We start from the raw sequence: 19081 nt of genomic DNA on the forward strand, positions 1-19081 counted from the left end.
CCTAAATAAAATTATAGCACTTTCTTCCTGTAAAAGCTATTGAATTATGTCCGCGTACGCGCCATCGATGACTTTCATCAGATCTTCCGGCGAGAGCGCGATGCTTGTCCCGATCCTTCCCCCGCTGATGTAGATCTTATCGTACTGTGCCGCCGACTGATGCACGATGGTATGGAACGCTTTTTTCATTCCAAGCGGGCTGCATCCCCCGCGGACATATCCCGTGATCTTTGTGATATCTTTAACATGGATCATTTCCACGGACTTCTCACCGACTGCTTTTGCCGCCGCTTTTAAGTTCACCTCATCCGCGATCGGAACCACATAGACATAAAACTGTCCGCTCTTTCCCTGCATCACCAGCGTTTTAAAACTCTGCTCCACCGGCGCTCCGGTCGCCTCCGCCGTGTGAAGTCCGTCGATAAATTCATCACACTCATAATTTAATACTTCATATGGTATTTTATTGCGCTCCAAAAGGCGCATCGCATTTGTTTTCGCTTCTTTTCCCATCTTTTGTCCTCTTTTTCCTACATAAAATTCGGCATTTTCTCTTTGATCTGCATGCCAGTCGGCGTCACCGCCAGTCCGCCCTCCCCGGTCTCTTTCAGACAGGAAGGCATACTTCTTCCGATATTCCGCATCGCGTCGATCACTTCGTCCGGCGGGATCCGGCTTAAGATCCCAGCCATCGCCAGATCGGATGCCGTAAGCGCGTTGACCGCACCGATCACGTTTCTTTTGATGCACGGCACTTCTACCAGACCTGCCACCGGATCACAGGCAAGTCCAAGCAGACTTTTTAATGCCAGCGCCGCCGCGTGGATGATCTGCACTGCGTCTCCGCCGCGAAGCCAGGTCACGGCCCCCGCCGCCATGGCAGACGCGGAACCGATCTCCGCCTGACAGCCTCCTGCCGCTCCGGCAATGAACGCGCGGTCCGCGATCACACCGCCGATACCTGCCGCCACATAAAGTGCCTCAACCAGCTGTTCCGTCGGATAATGCTCCATCTCCTCGAGTGAGAGCAGAACCGCCGGAAGCACGCCACAGGAGCCTGCGGTCGGTGCTGCCACGATCCGCTTCATACAGGCATTGGACTCGCCCATTTTTACCGCTTTTTCCATGACAAGTCCGATCAGATCTCCACAGATCAGCTTCTTTTGTGCCCTCGCCTGCGCCAGTTTTTCTCCGTCTGTTCCGGCAAGTCCGCTTGCGGATACCCTTTTTGCCTCGTAACCGGCGTCCGCCTGTTTCATTGCCTCATACATGGCGCGCATCTGCGCTTTGGATTCCACCTCTTTGATCCCGCGCTCTTTGCAGTCATCCGCCAGAACCGCCTCGTAAAAACTGCTGCCCTCTGCCGCTTCGCAAATTTCTTCCAGTGATCTATACATTATGATTCCTCCAGGCTAAGATAAGTTACTTTTTCGATCCCCTCTAAATGTTCCAGCCACCGGATGGCTTCCTGCGGCACCTCCTGGTCACACTCGATGACCATAACCGCGTTTCCGCCACGGCTGTCACGATAAAGCTGCATCGTCGCGATATTCACAGATTTATGCGCGAGCATGGACGTCACCTCGGTAACATGTCCCGGCTGATCCAGGTTATGGACGATAAGCGTCGGATACTCTCCGCAGAAATTCGCGGTCAGACCGTCGATCTCACAGATGCGGATCTGCCCTCCGCCGATGGATGCCGCCACGATCTCAAGCGTTCTCCCACTCTCTCCGGTCAGCTTCATTTTTACCGTATTCGGATGCGCGTCACCAAGATCGATCCCGTGAATGGAAAACGTTAGGTTTCTCTCCGCCGCGATCGCAAAGCTGTTCGGGATATTTTCATCATCCACCGCAAGACCAAGCAGCCCGGCAACGAGCGCCCGGTCTGTGCCGTGTCCTTTTCCGGTTGCAAGGAAGGAACCGTGAAAACAGATTTCTGCCTGCTGTACCGGTTCCGCCAAAAGCTTTCTCGATATCTGCCCGATCTTTACCGCGCCCGCCGTATGGGAACTCGACGGTCCGACCATGACCGGTCCAATGATGTCCATGATGTTCATAGCCCTTCCTCCTTTTCCTTTGTAGCATGCCCCAAAACTTCTAATCTACATCATACTATGTTACAAAAAGAATGTAAATCTGCTTTTTTGCTTTACTGCGCGGACTCGGTATCTGCCGTGACTGCCTCGTTATTTCCACTTTCCCACAGCTCGGAGAGCGTTCCAAAATGATAGCCCATATTCTCCCATTTCGTCAGCAGTTCGTCTAGGATATTTCCGTTGGTATCGGATGTATTGTGGAGCAAAACGATCGCCCCCGGATGGATCCGTCCGAGCAGCTTCTCATACGCCTGCTCCGGCGTCGGCTGATTGTCCGCATACCAGTCCACATAGGCAAGGCTCCAGAAAAACGTGTGATAGCCGAAATCCTGCGCCATCTTTAAGTTTTCCGTGCTGTATTTTCCCTGCGGTGGACGGTAATATTTCGTCATCTCCTGCCCGGTGATCTCTTTGTACTTTGCTTCCACATCCCCGATCTCTTTTCCAAACGATGCCTGATCGGAGATCGCCGACATATCCGGGTGATGATAGGTGTGATTTCCGACCGTGTGTCCGTCCGCCACCATCTGCTTTACCAGATCCGGACTGCTCTCCAGAAAATGCCCTACCACAAAAAATGTTGCTTTTACCTGATGCTTTTTTAATGCCTCAAGGATCTTTGGCGTATTGCCGTTCTCATATCCGCAGTCAAACGTGAGGTAGATGACTTTATCGTCCCCGTCACCCACATAATAGGTGTCATACTGCTTTAACTCCTCCGCGCTCACATTTCCGGTCGGCTTTTCTCCTTCCGCTCCAAAGCCAAGTCCCCAGTTATCCACGGCAGACGCGATATTCGCTGTCGTTGTCCACTGCGTAAAAAGAGCGGCCGCTCCCCTGCCCGCCAGAAATATCATGGCTGCGGCAAGAAGGATACGACCGCCCTTTTTCCATCTGCTTTCCTCTCTTTTTTGTTCCATACTGCTCCAGAAAAATCTTCTTACTCTATTTATATAGAAGAAAACAGCTTTTATTCCTCACTTTGTTTCTTAAAAAACGCCTAGTAGGAAATGACCTCTGCGCCGTCTTCGGTGACAAGCACCTGGATCTCCCACTGTGCGGACGGTTTTCCGTCCTCGGTGTAAACTGTCCAGTCATTCTCGGAATCGATATAGATATCCGGTCTTCCCATGTTTACCATCGGCTCGATCGTAAAGATCATGCCCGGAACCATGAGCATCTCCTGTCCCTTTTTGGAGTTATAGCTTACCCATGGATCCTCGTGGAATTCCAGTCCGATGCCGTGACCGCCGATCTCCCGGACTACGGTATAGCCATTGGCAAACGCGTGGTCATGCACTGCCTGCCCCATATCTCCGAGAAAATGCCACGGTTTTACTTCTTTTAAGCCGATCTCCACACACTCTTTTGTGACCTGGACCAGCTTTCTTTTTTCCTCACTGACATTTCCGATACAGAACATTCTGGATGAATCTGAAAAATATCCGTTTAAGATCGTGGATACATCCACGTTGATGATATCACCGTCTTTTAAGATCTCGTTCTCTGACGGGATGCCGTGGCACACCTGATCATTGATGGAGGTACACACGCTCTTTGGAAATCCCTGATAATGTAACGGTGCCGGGATTCCTCCCATGGCAGTGGTACGCTCGTATACCATCTTGTCGATTTCCTCGGTGCTCATACCCTCTTTGATGTGCTCGCCGATATAATCGAGTACCGCAATGTTGATCTTCGCGCTCTCTTTGATTCCGGCGATCTCATCCGGCTTTTTGATGATCTCGTGCGGCGGCACGATATGGCCTTCGCTGCGGAACTTTTCAATTTTTTCATCAAACTGCTCATGGCACACCTTATATTTTTTTCCGCTGCCACACCAGCATGGATCATTTCTTCCAATTTTAAATGACATATTTTCACTCTTTCTGTTTGCGTAGTTTACTGGTTTCTAACGTTCTACAATAACATTTCCAAAATCAATCTTGTCCCACACCTTTTCATTGACCGAATAGGTATGATCCTCCAAGATCTTTTTATAATTACTGCCGGACACACCGTAGCTTTCATAGGTATGGTCTTCCTCATCAAAGCTGTTGCGCTCTGTAAGTACCGTCTGATATTTTTCCGCCAGCGCCAGACGAAACATCGTATCCGATATCTTCTGTTCGGTCACGCCGAGACGTTCTTTCTGCTCTTCGGTCAGATCCGCCCAGAAATCTCCCTCTTTGCTTACCAGCGCCGCGTTTTCCTCCGGCGAAAGCTCCAGCCCTTCTTCTTTTGCCATGCAGTAAAAGATCTCATCATGCACTGCCATATCAAGGACTGCCTGCTTTCCCGCCTCTTTCACATTTTCCCCGCCGACATACTGTTTCCAGTAGGCATCCGCGTCGGAAAGCGAGTAAATTTCCGCCTGTTTCTCGATCATCGTCTCCTCATAGGCAACATAAAACGCGATATCCTCCAAAGAGAGTGCTTCTCCATCCACCGTCACCGCCGTCTCATCTAAGTTTTCCCCATAGACGAGCATCTTGTGGCTGTCGGTGTAAAACACCATAAAAAACACAATGATCAGGGCTAAAACAGAACCTGTCAGCATTTTCTTCGCTTTTTGCATGTAAATCCTCTTTTACTTCGCGCAGAGTTTTGCAACGATCTGATTGATCACCTTACCGTCTGCCTTGCCGCGCAGCTTCGGCATAACTTCTTTCATGATCTGCCCCTTGTTTCCGCTGGCGATCACATCAGCGAATTCCTCGGTCAGCACTTTTTCCACTTCTTCCGCTGACATCAGCTTCGGCGCATACTCGCTGATAATGTCATATCTTGCCTGATACTGTTCCTTCAAATCGGTTCTGTCCGCCGGGCAGGTATCAAGCTGCTCCTTTACGGTATTTAACTCTTTTAATACCGTGCGGTCCACCAGATCTTCTTTTATGTCATCCCGGCATCCTGCGTCAATGGCATTTTTCTTTACCGCTGACACCAGTGATGAAATCGCTTCTTTTCTCACTTTATCTTTCGCCTTCATTGCGGCGATCATATCTTTTTGTAATGTTTCCATCTGCATAATAGCTCTTCCTCCTGAAAAACAATCTATTACTATTATACGCCAGTTTCCGTTTTTGACAAGGGCAGGAGAAAAGATTAAAATGAGAGAAAGTATCTGTTTGCTATTTTTCAGGAAAGGATTTTTGCCATGGAAACTTATGAACACGTCACACACACCTTTTCCCCTGTCTTTGATGAGACTTCGCGCATCCTGATCCTCGGAAGCTTTCCGTCCGTCAAATCCAGGGAACAGCAATTTTATTACGGACACCCGCAGAACCGCTTCTGGAAGCTGCTCGCTTTGCTGCTTTCGGATGACTGCCCGGTCTCCATCCCGGAGAAACAGGCATTTCTGCTCCGTCACCACATTGCCGTATGGGATGTGATCGCAAGCTGTGACATCATCGGTTCTTCCGACAGCAGTATCCGCAATGTGATCCCCGCTGATATCGGACGCATCCTGTCTTCCGCGCCGATCTCTGCCGTATTCGCGAACGGCGCGACCGCGCACCGCCTCTATCAGAAATACATCTTTCCGGCAACCGGTTTTCCTGCCGCAAAACTCCCGTCAACCAGTCCTGCCAATGCCGCTTTTTCCATAGAAAAACTGCAGGACAACTGGAATGTCATCCTGCAGTATCTTTAGATCTGTGATCTTTTTCTTCTTTTAAAGCACACGACGTACCGTTGTGATCGTCCGGTAGGTCGCGCTGTTGGTCTTGATCCCTCCGACCGGGTACGGCTTGGAGCTGCTGGCATTTACGATCTGGCCTCCGCCGATGTAGATCGCCACATGTCCGGTATAGCACACAATATCTCCCGGCTGGATATTCCCATAACTTACTTCCTGTCCGCATCCGGCGAGCGCCGCGGAACTGTGCGGAAGACTGACTCCGAAATGCGCGTAAACGCTCATGACATATCCGGAACAGTCTGCGCCATCCGTAAGGCTTGTCCCTCCGCTGACATACGGATTTCCCACGAACTGAAGCGCGTAGGACGCCACATCGCTTCCACTGACTCCGGTTTTATAACCCGGATTTTTCCCGCTGCCGGAAGATGTACTTCCACTGTCCGTACCGGAGGAACTGTCCTGCGTCTTTCCGGTTTGGGAATCACTGCTACTGTCCGTCTGGGATGTCGTGTTCGCCGTATCCGTACCTGTGGACGCAACCGTCGTCGTACTGTCTGTTTTCGCGCTGTCGGTCTTTTTCTTTGCCGCCGCGGCTGCCGCTGCTGCTTCTGCCGCCTGACGCTCCTGTTCCTGACGGATAATCTCATTTTGCTGCTCGATCGTTGCCGCATACTGTGCCGCAAGATTCTTCGCGTTGGCAAGCTGCGTATCGAAATCAGACATCTGTGACTGCTTTTCGGCGATCACGGTCTGAAGCTGTGTCTCCTGCTCCTCATAGCTTTCCTGGATCTCCTCAAGTTCCGCCTCTTCTCCCTGCACCTGGATCTGGAGATCTGCCACCTGCTGTACCGTCTGCTGATACTGTATCAGCAGATTTCTGTCATAGGAATACACGGAATTGACATATTCCGCCCGGTTCACAAAGTCTGAGATGTCTTTGGATTCTAACAGGCTCTGTAACATCGTGCTGTCTCCGTTTTCATACATGTACTGAATGCGCAGCTTCATATCTTCGTATTCGGTCTGCTCATTCTGCTGTGCCTGCACCAGCTGGTTTGCGACATCCTCCAGCTCAGCCTGCTTCTGCGTGATCTCATCCGAAAGGATCTGGATATTGACAAGTACCTCGGAAAGCTGCGCGTCCAGAGAGTTCATCTCACTCTGTAACTGCGCCTGTTCGTTCTGCAGGCTGCTTATTTTTTCATTCTGGCTGTTTAAATCGCTCTCCGCTTCCGTTTTCGCGTTTTTCGCCTTGGAAAGCGTAGAAGCAGATACCGGCACAACACTAAGACTCATAAGTATTCCTGCCATACATGCTGCTACGACTTTCCTGTGCATACATATTTTCTCCCCGGACTTTAAATCTTTTGTATTTCTGCTCATATATCTGCTTCTTTCTTTTTCATTCTTAACGGAACTGTTTTTACTGTCCTGCCGGCAAAGTCGCGTTGTCAACTTCGATCTTGGTGATCACACCGTCTACGAACTCAATCTGTACCTCATCAAAATAATCGGAATCCGGATCCGCGTAGTCCCAGTTCCAGCTTTCATAAAGAGACCCGTCACTGTAAGTATCCGAATAGGTATTGCTCGGTTCTCCAAGCGCTGTTCTGACTTCATCCTGTGTTGACGCAAAGGTAATGCCGTTTTGCATCACAAGATCCGGTGCCGTAGAATATCCGTCATTGTACGCGATGATCCCCGCAACATAGCAGTCTTCCATCGCAAGATCGGAACCGCTCATATTATAAAGCCAGATGCTGCACACATCATTTCCTTCGCTGTCATAAGCATTTGTGATATCGTAATTGTCATATCCGTCCGCGCTGACGATGTCTCCTGTTTCATCCGCATCCATGGTAAGACCGGTCTCTGCCACGAAATCCGCATAGCTTAACGGGAAAGTAACGGTTGCGCCGTTTATGGTAACCGTCGGATCGGTATAACCGCTTCCGGCTGTAACGCCTGCTGATGCATAACCTGTATCTGCGTCTTCGGTATCCTCTTCCTCCCAGTCATCCGCGTAATCTTCGGTTTCTTCCTCATCCGCATCATCATCTTCGTCGTCGTAATCGTCTGTGTCATCGTAATAGTTATAATCCTGTTCATCATAATAATCATAGGAACCGCTTGTCGCCGACGAACCGGAGCTGCCGGATCCTATAAACGGAAGGACTGACAGACCGACTGCCGCGATCAGTATAATTACAATCACATAAAACGCAAGGCAAACGCCAAGACCGATCCACAAAAAGATATTTGATATTTTTGCGTTAGATTTAAATTCTTCCCATTTTCCTTCTTTATAAGCGGTATTTGCCTTGCAGGTAAACACGCAGGCAATGATACCGCAGATCAGTGAAATCAGGTTTCCGCTGATCATCTCAAGAATACTGAATGTCAGTTTCATTCCAAACCGGTTCTTTAACGGCTGTCCCTTTTTATCTAACGGAACATTTCCATATGGGTTGTAACCGCCGTACGTCTGCTGTCCGCTCTGATATGGATTGCTGTAATCCTGCTGTCCGCTCTGATACGGGTTGCTATAGTCCTGGTTTCCTGCGTTCTGGTACGGATCGGTATTGTTTTCCTGCTGCCCGCTCCCCTGTGACGGAGCCCCATAATCCTGATAATATGGATTCTGGTTGTCTTCTCCTCCATCGTTATTGTTTTCAAATTCGTTTGACATGTTCTTAAAAACTCCTTTTTTGTTTACATTTCATAACTTCTTTCCTAATCATATCAAACTTTCCCGGCGTCAGCAAGATTTTTCGTCAATTTTACCTATGATACTGCCTTTACGATCAGCAATTTTTCGCCTGTTTTCATCTGTGTTCCACTCAGTTCGTTCGTATCTATGATATTTTGCACAGTCGTATGGTTCTCTTTTGCGATATTCCACATGGAATCGCCCTCTTTTACGATATATCCGGTAATCCCCGGCCGTTTCTGCAAGACATCCAGGTTCAGTTCTTCTTCTTTCACCTCTTTTAATATCTTGATATGCTGCTTAAAGAATGCGATCAGATTGAGATCTACCGTCGCTTTGATCTCCACATTGCCGCCATCTAAAAGGATCGCGGAAAGCTGTTCCACGCAGCATTCGAGTTCTGTTCTGGTGTCACTTGTGATCCCATCCGCCTCGATCAGCTGCCGGAACGGAAGGAGCGTTTCCCACGCGCCGATCGGAGAAGCATCCTCCGCTGTGACAAAAAGGATCTGCACCTGTAACGTGCCCTCCACTTCCACACCGTTTTCCGTGACGCGGCTGTTCTCAACCGCCGCCTTTCCGCTGCACGAACAGATCTGAAGGATATTTCCCTCTTCTCTGGGGATCTCCATCCGTTCTTCCACTCTGCATTTGGTATTGTTTTTCATCAGCAGCTTTTCGAGTGTTCCCTCTTCGTATTCCGGGATCAGATTCTTCTTTAACGAATACAGATCCTCCAGCACCTCCACCGGCTCCTCTCTCCAGACATGAATGTCAAGATCAAGCGTAAGATCCAGCGCAAGCATACGCTCTTCCCCGTCGTAGTCCGGCTTCACGATCAGTTCCATCAGTCCCGGGTTCACCTGTATCTGCGCGATCAGCTCCTCTTCCGGGAGCGCGCATTCCACGTCCGCGCGCAGCGGAAGCGCCGTCTCCATCCACTGCAGTTTTTCTTCCTCTTCCACGCCGTTATAGATGACAAAGACCAACACTTCCCCGGTGACTTCTATTTTTCCCTCTTTCAGGCGGGTATCCAGACAGCGGATCTGCACATTTTTCCATAAGAGTTCCGACACATTCGGCTTGTTGGACGGCAGCGTGATCTCCTGTTTGAACCTGCAGTTATCCCGTTTTGCCATGATAAGCGAAAGCACTTCCCTGCTGCTCACATTTTTCTCAACCGCCTCTTCCTCCTCAATATCATAGGCAACCGCCTCATCTCCGATCGTCTCCGCAGATGCCCGCAGAAATACCAGTGCACGGATATTTAATTTTCTGGAATTGATGATCCCGATGGAAAGATCCTCGATCTGTGTATGGATCTTTACCGTATCCGTTTCGGTCACCTGATCCATGCCAAGATTCTCCTGAAACGGTATGCTTCCGGTAAGCGACGCGATCCGCATCTGGGACTGGTCACTTTTATAAAGGATGGCAAACTCAAGCGTCCCCTTCACCCACACATGACCGTCACTCACCCGCACTTCCTCAAGCCGGATCTCTCCCTTATCCTGGATCACTTTGACCACATCCGGTTTATGGTCGGAAATATTAAAATCATCATCAAGTGTCAGCTGGCTCACCGCCTGCCCCTTTTCCTGATTTCTGTGTATGTATTTTTTCTTTAATACCAAAAAAAGCCCTCCTGTTCCGAATATCTATCACATCTTATTCGGAACAGAAGAGCTTTATGCTCGTTTAGCATAATTTCATTCTGATATCTCTTGTAATCACATCGGTGTAACTGAAGGACAACAGCTGCGGCGGATTCGCCTCGTTCTCGTCATTTACCAGAATGGTAAAAACGCTCGCATATGCCTTCTGGATCACGCCTTCCTGTACATCAACTTTATTTCTTCCCCTGTCTAACTGAATCATAACCTTGTTGCCACAACGCTGATGTATGGATGACCGTACTTTGCTAATATCTGATTGCTGCATAATTAACATCCCTCCCTAGTTTACCCTTGCTTTAGTATAGCATTGCGTTAAAACTTTGTCAAGTTAAATATTTTGAATATCAAAATATTTTTCACTCAAATATCACGTTCTTGTTCTGACGCTCCGTCTTCAATACAATATATGGGAAACTCGGGCTCTTTGCCGGATGTTCATTTCCTGCGGGTCCGATCAGTTCCGTATCGATACAGACCGCATTTCCGGTCAGATAAAACTCCTTTACCGCTATACTGTAACCGCCGGTCTCCTGCTCTCCATAGCCATGAACCACATAAAGCGCGTCGTCTGTCTCATAAGTGAGCTTGCACTCCGCCGCTTTCTTTTCTTCGATCGTATCAAGCAGCGCCTGCGGAATGTCCTCCTCATCCACGATCGTATACGAAAGATCTTTTACCTTCTGCGTCTTCTCCTCCCGCACGGCACAGCCGCAGAGCAGGCATAAAAGACCGGCAAGAAGTATCAGTAACCGGCATTTTCCTGTTATCAAATTGCGCAATTCTAAAACTTCCCATAATTTCCTTATTACATTTTATGCCGTTTTCGCGTTTCTTATTCCGTTTTCTCCCGGAAAAAGAGATGTACTTCCTCGGTTTCCTATTGTATAATGAAAAAAACTATTTTTTTAAAGGAAGGCTTATTATGATTCGAACAATTCTCGCGCTGCTTTTTGCAGTCTGCTATCTGATCCTTGGTATTCCCGTACTGATCGTTGAATGGATCATCCGAAAATTCAACCGGCACGCAGCTGACATCAGTTCCCTGCGCATGGTGCAGTGGGCATTTCGCGTCATCTGTTTCATCTGCGGCGTAAAACTCACCGTAAAGGGCGAGGAGAATGTACCAAAGGATAAGGCAGTTCTTTATGTATGCAATCACCGAAGCTATTTTGATATTATCATCACCTATGCCAGATGCCCGGGGCTTACCGGCTATATTTCCAAGGACACCCTCGGAAAGGTACCTCTTTTAAACATCTGGATGAAACGTCTCTACTGCCTGTTTTTGGACCGCAAGGATATCAAACAGGGATTAAAGACGATTTTGCAGGGAATTGACTATGTAAAAGACGGCGTTTCCATGTGCATTTTCCCGGAAGGGACCAGAAACACCGGCGAAGATCTGCTGTTACCGTTTAAAGCGGGCAGCTTAAAGATCGCAGAAAAAACCGGCTGCCCCATTGTTCCAATGGCGATCACCGGTTCTGCTGATATTTTAGAAAATCATTTTCCCCGCGTAAAATCAACACATGTCGTTTTACAGTACGGGGAACCGATTCTGATGGAAGACCTCTCAAAGGACGACCGCAAGCATCTTGCCTCCATCGTCCAGAAAAAGGTTGAAACTATGCTTGCTGACAATCAGTCAGTGCTTTCACAATCTTAGGATATTCCATAAAATGGGAGGCCTTGACCAAAACCGTGTCTCCCTTTTTTAAGAACGGCAGAAGCTGCTCCAAGAGAGCATCCCTCGTCTTAAAATAATATACTTCGCAGGTCTTACTTTCTTTTTGAGCCGCTTTTGCGATCTCTTCGGAAAGTTCTCCTGCGCAGAATAAGACATCGATTTCTTTCTTTGCAAGATACTCCCCTACCTCGTAGTGGAGTTTTTTTTCGTTTTCACCCAGTTCTCCCATATCTCCGAGAACCGCGATCTTTCTTCCTTCCGCAGTCGCAAGGACATCGATCGACGCTTTCATGGAAACCGGGTTGGCATTGTAGCAGTCGTCGATGACTGTCATGCTTCCGGTGTTTAACAGATTCGTCCTTCCGCCGATGGTCTTTGCCTTTAAGATGCCGGAACTGATCTGATCGAGGGAAAGCCCGAGGGAAAGTCCGACTGCAGTTGCCGCGAGCGCATTGTATACATTGTGTTCGCCCGGGATCGGAATGCGCACATCCCGCTCGCCCTCCGGTGTATGTATCCGCGCCTGCATGCCATACAGTCCGAGGTTTTCCACCCCGGTCGCGTATACCGACTTTTTCGCGTCTTCCCGGTATTCCATCTTTTCTTCCATGCCATAAAAGACCGGCTCTTTGTCGCCGACCTGACGGATCGTTGAGAGCTTGTCGTCATCTCCGTTTAAGATCGCGATCCCGTCTTTTTTCAGATGCGCAAAGGACTCGGTCTTCGCTTTTAAGATCCCATCTCTGGTCTTTAAGTTTTCCAGATGGCAAAGTCCGATATTTGTGATCACACAGATATCCGGGTTCGCCATGGTCGCAAGGCGGTGCATCTCCCCAAACTCGGAAATGCCCATCTCAAGGACTGCCACCTCATGTTCCGCGCGGATCTTAAAGATTGTGAGCGGAAGTCCGATCTCGTTGTTGTAATTTCCTTCGGTCTTTAAGACCCTGTATTTCTCGGAAAGCACGGATGCGATCATCTCTTTCGTGCTGGTCTTACCGACACTTCCGGTGATCCCGACGACCTTGATATCCAGCGATTTCCGGTAATACTCCGCCAGATCGCGCAGTGCCTTTGTTGTGCTCTCCACAAGAATATAAGGTCCCGCCGGATCCTCTAACTGCTGCTCCGACAAAACTGCTGCCGCGCCTTTTGCAAAGACATCCGGGATAAACTTGTGCCCATCGACTTTTTCTCCCGGGATTGCGACAAACAGATAGCCGGACTCCACCTGTCTGCTGTCAATGACAACACCAAGGACTTCCGTCTTTTTTTCAGCTTCCGTTCCAATGTATCTGCCGCCGCACGCCTTTTCGATATTTTCCAATGTCATATTTTTCATCGATCGTATTATCCTCTACTGGTATTTTTTCATGGAAACCCGGATCAGCTGTTCGCACAGATCCTCAAAATTCACGCCGATCGCCGCCGCTTCCTGCGGAACCAGGCTGGTAGGTGTCATTCCCGGAAGTGTATTCGCCTCAAGACAGAACAGATTCTCGTCCGCGTCCATCAGAAAATCCATGCGGGAGTAGGTGTCAAGCCCGATCACTTCTGCCGCACGTTCTGCGTAATACTGCATTTTTTTGGTCACTTCTTCGGAAAGTTCTGCCGGGCAGGTCTCTACCGTACTTCCCGCCTTGTATTTATTTACGAAATCATAAAATCCCTGCTTCGGCGCGATCTCAATGACCGGCAGTGCCTTGCCGTCGATGACGCCAACCGAAAACTCTCTGCCCTTGATGTAGTCTTCGATCACAACTTCTTCTTCGTAACGGAATGCTTCTTCCAACGCTTTCTCATATGCTTCTTTGGTATCCGCAATGGAAACACCGATGCTGGATCCGCCGCTGCATGGTTTTACCACACAAGGAAGGGTAAGTCCGGTCTCTTCAAATGCCGTCGCGCGGTCCGCTTTCTTTAATGTGATGCCGTGCGGAGTCGGGATATCGTTCACCTCAAAGTACAGCTTTGTCACGGCTTTGTTCATTGCCACCGCACTGCTGAAGTATCCGGTTCCCGTATATTTTACGCCAAACAGATCCAGCGCTGCCTGCACTTTTCCGTTCTCTCCGTTTTCTCCGTGAAGCGCCATAAATACGATGTCCGCCATCTGACACATCTCTATGACATTCGGACCGAAAAACGCGTCTGATTTGTCCTCACGCATTGCCTTTACCTTTGCAATGTCCGGGGCTGTCTCAGGAATGCCCTCCACCTTGACGCTCACTTCCTCGGAACGGTCAAAAATCCCGTCCAGATCTTCTTTCTTATTGCTATATCCCATAAATACATCCAGCAAAATAACCTGATGTCCTTTTGCGCGTAATGCCTTGCTGACCATGTTTCCTGTCACAAACGAAACGTCTCTTTCTGTGCTGAGTCCGCCTGCTAAAACAACTATCTTCATGCCTGATATCTCCTTTTTACGATTATGCTATCTATACTATACCTTTTTTTCTTTTATGACAAGAATAAAGTATCCCACTTTGCTTTCTCCAAAGGGTATCTTATTTATACATCTCCCTGTTTATTCAGATCAACATGGACAGTTCTTTTCTGTCACTTTCCCGCATGTGTTCCAACGCGCCATAGCTCCCCATGATGCGGAAAATGCATGCCGCCTGCGCAAAATAATTTTCCGCCTCTTCGCGTTCTCCAAGTTCTGTCAGTATCCGGGCAAGGCATCCGAGCAGATACGCGAGATATGCCGCTTTCGCATACTCCTTGCAAAGCCAGATGGCACGCTCCGCTTCCCTTTTTGCCTCTTTTAATTTTCCCTGCATACAGAGCATATCCGCATAATTCCCAAGGATTAACGGATAGATCTGTGCCTGTTCTTCTTCGTCCAGTTTATACTGATCAAAATACGCTTTTAACCATGTAATATAAGAAAAAGACCGCTTACGGTCTCCCATCCGGTAATATTGTACCGCTATATTATTAAAAATCGCTATCTCTTCAAACGTCAGGCGCTTGTTCCCATCCGGCAGCCCGCTCTGATACCCCTTCATGGTAATGCGTAACGCCGCCTCAAGTTCCTGGATCACGATCCGGGCGGACGCCCCCTTTTTCGCATGCCACAATGCCCAGAGTGCCTGATACCTCTGCCAGTCCAGCCCTCTCGCCCCGACAAAGGTTTTCTGGTACTGGTCTAAAAGTTCCTCGGCTTTGACCAGATCCTCTTTCAAAAAGCACCGCTCGATCTTGCGATACAGCTGCATTTCGCGTATCTCCTCACGGCTCAGATGAATGGAATACAGGTATTCCGGCTCTCCGAGTCTTTGCATCAGTGCCTCAAATGTTTTTTTATTTGGTGCCTGCACACCGTTCTCGATTTTTGACAATGTGCCAGGGGAGCAGATCCCAAACGCCAGCTCCTCCTGTGTCATTTTGCATTCTTCTCTGGCTTTCTTTATTCTCTTGCCAATTTCATATGTAGCCATTCGTATTTCCTCCTCATTTGTGATACCCCGGAGAAAACAACGCCGATACCGGATGTCCGGTATCGCAGACTTATTATAACGAAAAAAGACAGGCGGTACAAGATACCGCCCATCTTCGGGTTTTCTTCTATCGCCTGTCTGTATGATCTTTTAGCATTCCGGCTCGATCAGTCCGTATGTATTGCCTTTTCTCTTATAGACTACATTGACTTCTTCCGTCTCCGCATTGCGGAATACAAAGAAGTTGTGTCCGAGTAATTCCATCTGTACGCACGCATCTTCCGGATACATCGGTTTCATTCCAAACTTCTTGGAACGGATGATCTTGATATCCTCATCCGAGCTTGTTTCCTTCTCGATAAATTCCTGACGCAGATTGCTTTCTGCCTGCTGCTTGGAAATGATCTTTGTCTTATATTTTTTAAGCTGCCGCTCGATGACTTCCTCCACAAGATCGATCGACACATACATATCGTTGCTGACCTGCTCCGACCGGATGATATTTCCTTTCATCGGAATGGTAACTTCAATCTTCTGTCTTTCTTTCTCTACACTCAATGTCACATATACATCGGTGTCGGGTGTAAAATACTTCTCTAACTTTGATAACTTCTCCTCAACGGCTCCTTTCAGTCCATCGGTCAAATCAATATTTCTTCCGCTAATTGTAATACGCATGATGCCCAACCCCTTTTTGCTATATTTGATACCTATCTATATCATATTATTATTATAACATATTTTATCTATTTCGCAACATTCTTCTGCATTTTTTCGCAAATTTTTAGAATTTTTTCACAATTCTCTTGCCGGTGTCTCTAGCGGTATTTGTCCGGGATCCTATGGTTGGATTCCCTCTTCTCTTTTTGCCTGCCATCTTTCTATTATCATTTGCCCTTTGCACCCGCAATAGCGTATAATACATAATTATGGAAAATCATCACTTTAACATGGGAGGCTTTTTATGCATACCAAAACTGTACTGATCACCGGTGCCTCACGCGGGATCGGCGCCGCGCTTGCCCGCCGTTTCGCCGCCGCCGGATATAATCTTGTTTTAAACTGCGCGCATTCGAAAGACACCTTGGAAGCGCTCGCCGCAGATCTGAAAAACACCTGCGCTGTCAACTGCATCTGCTGTCTTGGGGATATTGGGGACTTTTCATTTGTAAAGGAAATGATACAGACCGCCTCCGATACTTTCGGCGGTATTGACATCCTTATCAACAACGCCGGTATCGCAAGCATCGGTCTGCTGACGGATATGGATATCGAAGACTGGAACCGCATTCTTTCCACCAACCTGACTTCGGTCTTTTCCACCTGCCGGTGCGCAGTTCCCTGTATGGTGCATAACAAGCAGGGAAAGATCATCAATATTTCATCGGTCTGGGGCATTGTCGGTGCCTCCTGCGAAGTCGCCTATTCCGCCTGCAAGGGCGGCGTCAATGCCTTCACACGCGCGCTTGCAAAAGAGCTGGCTCCGAGCAACATCCAGGTCAATGCCATTGCCTGCGGCGTGATCGATACCGACATGAACGCCTGCTTCTCCCCGGAGGAGCGCAGGGAACTGGAAGATGAGATCCCGGCGGGACGCTACGGCACCCCGGAAGAAGTCGCCGAGCTCGCTTTCTCTCTTGCGGCCGGCCATTCATATCTGACCGGTCAGGTCATCACCTTAGACGGCGGCTGGATCTAATTTTTCTTCTGTGCCATCACCGCATAGGGCAGTGCCACAAATCCCACTCCGCCGACTATGTTTCCTGCAGAAACGAAGAGCAGGCTTTTTAAATACAGCGGAAGGCTAACGCCAGGTGCTCCTCCGTGGATCAGCACCTGGCCGATGATGCTCATATTTGCAACGCTGTGTTCAAACCCGCAGAGCATAAAGATCAAAATACACCATATTACCATGATCAGTTTGCCGGATTCACTTTTCATGCGCACACTGCACCAGATGGCAAGGCAGACGCAGATATTGCAGAGTATTCCGCGCACAAACATCGCACCCGCATCCAGCGCGGACTTTGCGGCGGCCGTTGCCGTAAAGTATGCCGCCACCATTGCCGCCACAAAATATCCGATCGGATTTTCTTTTAACCATCCCGTTTTCGCCTTTCCGATCTCACTTACTTTCTTAAAATCTTCCCGATACATTTTCTCTCTCCTCCCTTTTTCTGGCATGACAAGATATCCGCCTTCCAACTGTCAAGCGGATCTTTTTGTACAAATTCCGGTGCAGGAAAACTTATTCTGGACTGCTTATTTTTACGGCGTTATAATGAAATGGATTGTAAGTACCGGGGCTTTCCCTGTACAAACATGAAAAATTTTATACTGGTACACATACTGACCGAAAGAATTTTCTGAAGGATAAGGAGGAAACTATGTACAACGTTATGTCACCAAAAGCTGAGGAATTTATCAGCGATGAAGAGATCCTGGAATGTCTCGATTATGCCGAAAAGAACAAAAACAACAGAGCTCTGATCGAGCAGATTCTGGAAAAAGCGGCAAAAATGAAAGGGGTCTCCCACAAAGAAGCGATCGTCCTTTTAGACTGTGAACTGGACGATTTAAATGAGAAAATTTATGCACTGGCAGAGAAGATCAAAAAGGAATTTTACGGCAACCGTATCGTTATGTTTGCCCCGCTCTATCTGTCCAATTACTGTATCAATGGATGCGAATACTGTCCGTATCACGCAAGGAACAAACACATCACCAGAAAGAAGATGACACAGGAAGAAATCCGGCGTGAAGTCATCGCCCTGCAGGATATGGGACACAAGCGTCTTGCCATTGAAGCCGGCGAAGATCCGGTCAACAACCCGCTCGAATATATTCTTGACAGTATCAAGACTATTTACAGCATCAAACACAAAAACGGCGCGATCCGCCGTGTCAACGTAAATATCGCTGCCACAACGGTCGAGAACTACACCCGTTTAAAGGAAGCCGGCATCGGTACCTACATCCTGTTCCAGGAAACTTATAATAAGAAATCCTACGAAGCACTGCATCCGACCGGTCCAAAATCCGACTACGCATACCACACCGAAGCAATGGACCGCGCAAGGGAAGGCGGCATTGACGATATCGGCCTTGGTGTCTTATTTGGACTTAACAATTACCGCTATGATTTCACCGGTATCATCATGCATGCGGAACATCTCGAAGCCTATACCGGCGTCGGCCCGCATACGATCAGTGTGCCGAGAGTCAGACGCGCCGATGATATCGATCCGGACATGTTTGATAACGGTATTTCCGATGACATGTTCGCAAAGATCGTAGCCTGTATCCGGATCGCCGTTCCGTACACCGGCATGATCGTATCCACCAGAGAATCCGCAGAGAGCCGTAAGCGTGTGCTCCATCTCGGTATCTCACAGATCTCCGGCGGTTCCCGCACCAGTGTCGGTGGCTATGCCGAGCCGGAACCGGAAGAAGAAAATTCTGCCCAGTTCGATGTATCTGACCGCCGAAGCCTCGATGAAGTCGTACACTGGCTGATGGATCTTGGCTATGTGCCGAGTTTCTGCACCGCCTGTTATCGCGCCGGAAGAACCGGCGACCGCTTCATGAGCCTGTTAAAGAGCAAACAGATCATCAACTGCTGCCATCCGAACGCGCTCATGACACTGAAAGAGTATCTGGAAGACTACGCTTCCCCGGAAACCAAAGCTGTTGGCGAAAAGCTGATCGCGGACGAACTTAAAACCATTCCAAACGAAACCGTCCGCAAAAAGGCAGCCGAATATATTGAAAATATCCACGAGGGACAAAGAGACTTCCGTTTCTAGTTCCAAAAA

21 protein-coding genes are annotated in these 19081 nt (G+C 48.6%); 4 read left to right on the top strand and 17 right to left on the bottom strand.

Annotated features, from left to right (window positions below; genetic code table 11):
- Positions 1 to 36: 36 nt before the first annotated feature.
- From ybaK to H8Z76_RS05460, 7 genes are all read right to left on the bottom strand, one after another.
- A complete protein-coding gene (gene ybaK, locus H8Z76_RS05430; protein ID WP_186981891.1) occupies positions 37 to 513 on the bottom strand; it encodes a Cys-tRNA(Pro) deacylase in 477 nt (158 codons plus the stop codon).
- 17 nt (positions 514 to 530) lie between these two features.
- Positions 531 to 1397, bottom strand: coding sequence for an L-serine ammonia-lyase, iron-sulfur-dependent, subunit alpha (sdaAA, locus tag H8Z76_RS05435; RefSeq protein ID WP_147618232.1), 867 nt, complete (start codon positions 1395 to 1397; stop codon positions 531 to 533).
- Positions 1397 to 2062 (bottom strand): L-serine ammonia-lyase, iron-sulfur-dependent subunit beta, encoded by a 666-nt coding sequence (gene sdaAB / locus H8Z76_RS05440; RefSeq protein WP_147618231.1) that lies wholly within the window; start codon positions 2060 to 2062, stop codon positions 1397 to 1399. Before sdaAB ends, sdaAA begins: the two co-directional genes overlap by 1 nt.
- Before the next feature lie 92 nt (positions 2063 to 2154).
- Positions 2155 to 3021 (bottom strand): delta-lactam-biosynthetic de-N-acetylase, encoded by an 867-nt coding sequence (locus H8Z76_RS05445; RefSeq protein ID WP_186981892.1) that lies wholly within the window; start codon positions 3019 to 3021, stop codon positions 2155 to 2157.
- Positions 3022 to 3101: 80 nt separating this feature from the next.
- Positions 3102 to 3977, bottom strand: coding sequence for a methionyl aminopeptidase (locus H8Z76_RS05450; protein ID WP_022515420.1), 876 nt, complete (start codon positions 3975 to 3977; stop codon positions 3102 to 3104).
- Between the two features lie 36 nt (positions 3978 to 4013).
- A complete protein-coding gene (locus H8Z76_RS05455; RefSeq protein ID WP_022515421.1) occupies positions 4014 to 4679 on the bottom strand; it encodes a SurA N-terminal domain-containing protein in 666 nt (221 codons plus the stop codon).
- A 12-nt stretch (positions 4680 to 4691) separates the two neighbouring features.
- Positions 4692 to 5132 carry a GatB/YqeY domain-containing protein gene (locus tag H8Z76_RS05460; RefSeq protein WP_186981893.1) on the bottom strand — a complete coding sequence of 147 codons (441 nt, stop codon included), beginning with the start codon at positions 5130 to 5132 and terminating at the stop codon, positions 4692 to 4694.
- Between the two features lie 129 nt (positions 5133 to 5261).
- On the opposite strand from H8Z76_RS05460, the gene H8Z76_RS05465 reads away from it, so the two are divergent.
- Positions 5262 to 5759, top strand: coding sequence for a DNA-deoxyinosine glycosylase (locus tag H8Z76_RS05465; RefSeq protein ID WP_186981894.1), 498 nt, complete (start codon positions 5262 to 5264; stop codon positions 5757 to 5759).
- 21 nt (positions 5760 to 5780) lie between these two features.
- Here H8Z76_RS05465 and H8Z76_RS05470 read toward each other — a convergent pair whose 3' ends face one another.
- The 5 genes from H8Z76_RS05470 to H8Z76_RS05490 form a co-directional block, all read right to left on the bottom strand.
- Complete coding sequence (locus H8Z76_RS05470; RefSeq protein WP_243240444.1) at positions 5781 to 7130, bottom strand: C40 family peptidase; 1350 nt, start codon at positions 7128 to 7130, stop codon at positions 5781 to 5783.
- A gap of 40 nt (positions 7131 to 7170) precedes the next feature.
- Complete coding sequence (locus H8Z76_RS05475; RefSeq protein WP_186981895.1) at positions 7171 to 8436, bottom strand: hypothetical protein; 1266 nt, start codon at positions 8434 to 8436, stop codon at positions 7171 to 7173.
- A gap of 95 nt (positions 8437 to 8531) precedes the next feature.
- Positions 8532 to 10091 carry a DUF3794 and LysM peptidoglycan-binding domain-containing protein gene (locus H8Z76_RS05480; RefSeq protein ID WP_186981896.1) on the bottom strand — a complete coding sequence of 520 codons (1560 nt, stop codon included), beginning with the start codon at positions 10089 to 10091 and terminating at the stop codon, positions 8532 to 8534.
- Positions 10092 to 10155: 64 nt separating this feature from the next.
- Positions 10156 to 10398 (bottom strand): Veg family protein, encoded by a 243-nt coding sequence (locus H8Z76_RS05485; protein WP_022515427.1) that lies wholly within the window; start codon positions 10396 to 10398, stop codon positions 10156 to 10158.
- 91 nt (positions 10399 to 10489) lie between these two features.
- Entirely contained in the window at positions 10490 to 10912 is a 423-nt protein-coding gene (locus H8Z76_RS05490; RefSeq protein WP_022515428.1) for a protease complex subunit PrcB family protein, read from the bottom strand.
- A gap of 143 nt (positions 10913 to 11055) precedes the next feature.
- Between H8Z76_RS05490 and H8Z76_RS05495 the strand changes: the two genes are divergently transcribed.
- A complete protein-coding gene (locus H8Z76_RS05495; protein WP_186981897.1) occupies positions 11056 to 11799 on the top strand; it encodes a lysophospholipid acyltransferase family protein in 744 nt (247 codons plus the stop codon).
- Here the strand turns inward: H8Z76_RS05495 and H8Z76_RS05500 are convergent.
- The 4 genes from H8Z76_RS05500 to hpf form a co-directional block, all read right to left on the bottom strand.
- Positions 11759 to 13162, bottom strand: coding sequence for a UDP-N-acetylmuramoyl-tripeptide--D-alanyl-D-alanine ligase (locus H8Z76_RS05500; RefSeq protein ID WP_186981898.1), 1404 nt, complete (start codon positions 13160 to 13162; stop codon positions 11759 to 11761). The genes H8Z76_RS05495 and H8Z76_RS05500 overlap by 41 nt on opposite strands.
- Positions 13163 to 13177: 15 nt before the next feature.
- Complete coding sequence (locus H8Z76_RS05505) at positions 13178 to 14230, bottom strand: D-alanine--D-alanine ligase family protein (protein WP_186981899.1); 1053 nt, start codon at positions 14228 to 14230, stop codon at positions 13178 to 13180.
- A 124-nt stretch (positions 14231 to 14354) separates the two neighbouring features.
- Positions 14355 to 15266, bottom strand: a complete 912-nt coding sequence (locus tag H8Z76_RS05510) for a helix-turn-helix domain-containing protein (RefSeq protein ID WP_022515432.1) — start codon at positions 15264 to 15266, stop codon at positions 14355 to 14357.
- A gap of 150 nt (positions 15267 to 15416) precedes the next feature.
- Positions 15417 to 15944, bottom strand: coding sequence for a ribosome hibernation-promoting factor, HPF/YfiA family (gene hpf / locus H8Z76_RS05515; RefSeq protein WP_022515433.1), 528 nt, complete (start codon positions 15942 to 15944; stop codon positions 15417 to 15419).
- A gap of 286 nt (positions 15945 to 16230) precedes the next feature.
- Between hpf and ymfI the strand changes: the two genes are divergently transcribed.
- Positions 16231 to 16965, top strand: coding sequence for an elongation factor P 5-aminopentanone reductase (gene ymfI / locus H8Z76_RS05520; protein WP_022515434.1), 735 nt, complete (start codon positions 16231 to 16233; stop codon positions 16963 to 16965).
- Here ymfI and H8Z76_RS05525 read toward each other — a convergent pair.
- The gene (locus H8Z76_RS05525) at positions 16962 to 17423 is read right to left on the bottom strand and encodes a formate/nitrite transporter family protein (protein WP_186981900.1); all 462 of its coding nucleotides are present in this window, start codon (positions 17421 to 17423) and stop codon (positions 16962 to 16964) included. The genes ymfI and H8Z76_RS05525 overlap by 4 nt on opposite strands.
- A 230-nt stretch (positions 17424 to 17653) precedes the next feature.
- Between H8Z76_RS05525 and hydG the strand changes: the two genes are divergently transcribed.
- Entirely contained in the window at positions 17654 to 19072 is a 1419-nt protein-coding gene (gene hydG, locus H8Z76_RS05530) for a [FeFe] hydrogenase H-cluster radical SAM maturase HydG (RefSeq protein ID WP_186981901.1), read from the top strand.
- Positions 19073 to 19081: the final 9 nt, after the last annotated feature.

It is taken from the genome of Roseburia yibonii, assembly GCF_014297335.1.
GTDB lineage: Bacteria > Bacillota > Clostridia > Lachnospirales > Lachnospiraceae > Roseburia_D > Roseburia_D yibonii.

Bases quoted from the DNA above. Each gene is read 5' to 3' on its own strand.
- ybaK (WP_186981891.1), bottom strand. From the start codon at position 513: ATGGGAAAAGAAGCGAAAACAAATGCGATGCGCCTTTTGGAGCGCAAT.
- sdaAA (WP_147618232.1), bottom strand. From the start codon at position 1,397: ATGTATAGATCACTGGAAGAAATTTGCGAAGCGGCAGAGGGCAGCAGT.
- sdaAB (WP_147618231.1), bottom strand. From the start codon at position 2,062: ATGAACATCATGGACATCATTGGACCGGTCATGGTCGGACCGTCGAGT.
- H8Z76_RS05445 (WP_186981892.1), bottom strand. From the start codon at position 3,021: ATGGAACAAAAAAGAGAGGAAAGCAGATGGAAAAAGGGCGGTCGTATC.
- H8Z76_RS05450 (WP_022515420.1), bottom strand. From the start codon at position 3,977: ATGTCATTTAAAATTGGAAGAAATGATCCATGCTGGTGTGGCAGCGGA.
- H8Z76_RS05455 (WP_022515421.1), bottom strand. From the start codon at position 4,679: ATGCAAAAAGCGAAGAAAATGCTGACAGGTTCTGTTTTAGCCCTGATC.
- H8Z76_RS05460 (WP_186981893.1), bottom strand. From the start codon at position 5,132: ATGCAGATGGAAACATTACAAAAAGATATGATCGCCGCAATGAAGGCG.
- H8Z76_RS05465 (WP_186981894.1), top strand. From the start codon at position 5,262: ATGGAAACTTATGAACACGTCACACACACCTTTTCCCCTGTCTTTGAT.
- H8Z76_RS05470 (WP_243240444.1), bottom strand. From the start codon at position 7,130: ATGAGCAGAAATACAAAAGATTTAAAGTCCGGGGAGAAAATATGTATG.
- H8Z76_RS05475 (WP_186981895.1), bottom strand. From the start codon at position 8,436: ATGTCAAACGAATTTGAAAACAATAACGATGGAGGAGAAGACAACCAG.
- H8Z76_RS05485 (WP_022515427.1), bottom strand. From the start codon at position 10,398: ATGCAGCAATCAGATATTAGCAAAGTACGGTCATCCATACATCAGCGT.
- H8Z76_RS05495 (WP_186981897.1), top strand. From the start codon at position 11,056: ATGATTCGAACAATTCTCGCGCTGCTTTTTGCAGTCTGCTATCTGATC.
- H8Z76_RS05500 (WP_186981898.1), bottom strand. From the start codon at position 13,162: ATGAAAAATATGACATTGGAAAATATCGAAAAGGCGTGCGGCGGCAGA.
- H8Z76_RS05505 (WP_186981899.1), bottom strand. From the start codon at position 14,230: ATGAAGATAGTTGTTTTAGCAGGCGGACTCAGCACAGAAAGAGACGTT.
- H8Z76_RS05510 (WP_022515432.1), bottom strand. From the start codon at position 15,266: ATGGCTACATATGAAATTGGCAAGAGAATAAAGAAAGCCAGAGAAGAA.
- hpf (WP_022515433.1), bottom strand. From the start codon at position 15,944: ATGCGTATTACAATTAGCGGAAGAAATATTGATTTGACCGATGGACTG.
- ymfI (WP_022515434.1), top strand. From the start codon at position 16,231: ATGCATACCAAAACTGTACTGATCACCGGTGCCTCACGCGGGATCGGC.
- H8Z76_RS05525 (WP_186981900.1), bottom strand. From the start codon at position 17,423: ATGTATCGGGAAGATTTTAAGAAAGTAAGTGAGATCGGAAAGGCGAAA.
- hydG (WP_186981901.1), top strand. From the start codon at position 17,654: ATGTACAACGTTATGTCACCAAAAGCTGAGGAATTTATCAGCGATGAA.